Origin of the sequence: Mesorhizobium escarrei (assembly GCF_935825525.1) — a bacterium.
GTDB lineage: Bacteria > Pseudomonadota > Alphaproteobacteria > Rhizobiales > Rhizobiaceae > Mesorhizobium > Mesorhizobium escarrei.
This window is the reverse complement of sequence record NZ_CAKXZT010000060.1, coordinates 1-1,707: the sequence shown is the minus strand read 5'-3', so window position 1 is coordinate 1,707 and position 1,707 is coordinate 1. Positions and strand designations below refer to the sequence as shown.

The following is a 1,707-nucleotide window of genomic DNA, read 5'->3' as shown; positions in this document are numbered from 1 at the left end:
AACCGGGGCAAAACCGGTGGTGGCCGCGGCGTTATGACTCGGGTGTATCGGGTTGGATTGGGTGGCGGTTTGGCGGGCGGCGTGATTCTGTCGGGCCATGGCGGAGCCACCAGATTCTCGAACGCCGACCCCTACGGACCTGCTCGACATGATCCTGCAGTTGCAGGCAGAGGTCGCCGGGCTTCGCGCCGAGAATGCGGCTCTGAAGGATGAGATCCGGCGTCTGAAAGGTCTACCGCCGCGCCCGACGCTGAAGCCGAGCGGGATGGAGCAGTCGTCCAAGCGGAGCTCACCTGCGGCAACGGGTCCGAAGCGGCGTGGCTCGAGCCGGGCGATCGTCACCGAAGAGCGCCGTCTTTGTTATGAGCCGCCACCGGGCTCGCGATTTGTGGGGCGGACAAGCTTCGTGGTGCAGGATCTGACGATCGGGGTGCGGGTGGTCCGCTATCATCGGGACCGCTGGCGTTTGCCGGATGGCCGGATCGTCGTCGCTCCGCTGCCGGACGGGGTCGACGGGCACTTCGGTTTGGAGCTTCGGCGTCTGGTGCTGTCGCTTTATCACCAGGGTCAATCGACCGTGGAGCGGATCGTCGCGTTGCTGCGCGACTTCGGCGTGTCGATCTCCAAGCGTCAGGTCGTGCGGATCCTGACCAGCAAGATCGACGCCTTCGTCGCCGAAGCGAAGCAGGTTCTGAAGGCCGGGCTCGCTTCGGCCAGTTGGGTCAGCGTCGACGACACCGGGGCCCGCCATTGCGCGGTCAATGGCGTGTGCACGCAAATCGGCAATGACCGGTTCGCCGTGTTCACGACCACCAAGTCGAAGAGCCGGCTGAACTTCCTGCAGCTCCTGCACGGCGGGTCGGCCCAGTGGGTCCTGAACGCCGCCTCACGCGCCTACATGCTGGAGCGCGGGCTGCCGGTGATCACGACGGATCTTCTGCATGCTGGGCGCGAGCCGTCCGGGTTCGAGGACGCGGCGTCATGGGACGCCCATCTACTCGCCCATGGCCTAGAGCCCAAGGATGGCCCTCTGGACCCGTTCCGCATCGCCAGTGAAGGCGCGTTGTGGGGCGGTCTGACCGAGGCAAAGGCCCTCGACGGCACCGTCATCCTCAGTGATGGGGCGAGCCAGTTCGCAATCGGCGAGCACGCGCGGTGCTGGGTCCATATGGAGCGGCAGATCCATGCCCTCGATAGCTTCACCGAACCGCAGCGCCGCGCCAAGGCCCTGATCCAGAGCCGGATCTGGTGGCTCTACAACGACATCAAGGCGTGGTGTCTGGATCCCACGCCCCGAAGAGCCAGGGAACTGGCCCGGCGGTTTGACCGGATCGTCGGCATGAAGACCAGGTTCGTGACCCTCGACCGTCTACTCGCGCGCATCCGGACCGACCGCCAAAGCTTCCTGAAGATCCTCCAACGCCCGGACATTCCGCTCCACACCAACAGCTCAGAGAACGATATCCGCAGCGTGGTGACCCGGCGCAAGATCAGCGGCGGAACCCACAGCGACCAGGGCCGTGCCGCCCGCGACACCATGCTCAGCATGATGAAGACCTGCAAAAAGCTCGGTGTCAGCTTCTGGGATTATCTCGGCGACCGCCTCGGCATCCCCGGCAGCAAGATCCTACCGCTTCCCGTTCTCCTCGCCGCCCGCTGAACCCCAACAGCAGATCGACGCGCCAACGCCACCGGTTTTGCCCCGGT

1 protein-coding gene is annotated in these 1,707 nt (G+C 65.4%); it reads left to right on the top strand.

Annotated elements, in window-relative coordinates; genetic code table 11:
• Positions 1–148: 148 nt before the first annotated feature.
• Positions 149–1,660: an IS66 family transposase gene (locus NMG80_RS04505; RefSeq protein ID WP_254017024.1), complete on the top strand. Its 1,512-nt coding sequence runs from the start codon at positions 149–151 to the stop codon at positions 1,658–1,660.
• The last annotated feature ends 47 nt before the right edge of the window (positions 1,661–1,707 follow it).

Excerpts from the sequence above, each read along its gene's own strand:
- NMG80_RS04505 (WP_254017024.1), top strand. The coding sequence starts at position 149 with ATGATCCTGCAGTTGCAGGCAGAGGTCGCCGGGCTTCGCGCCGAGAAT.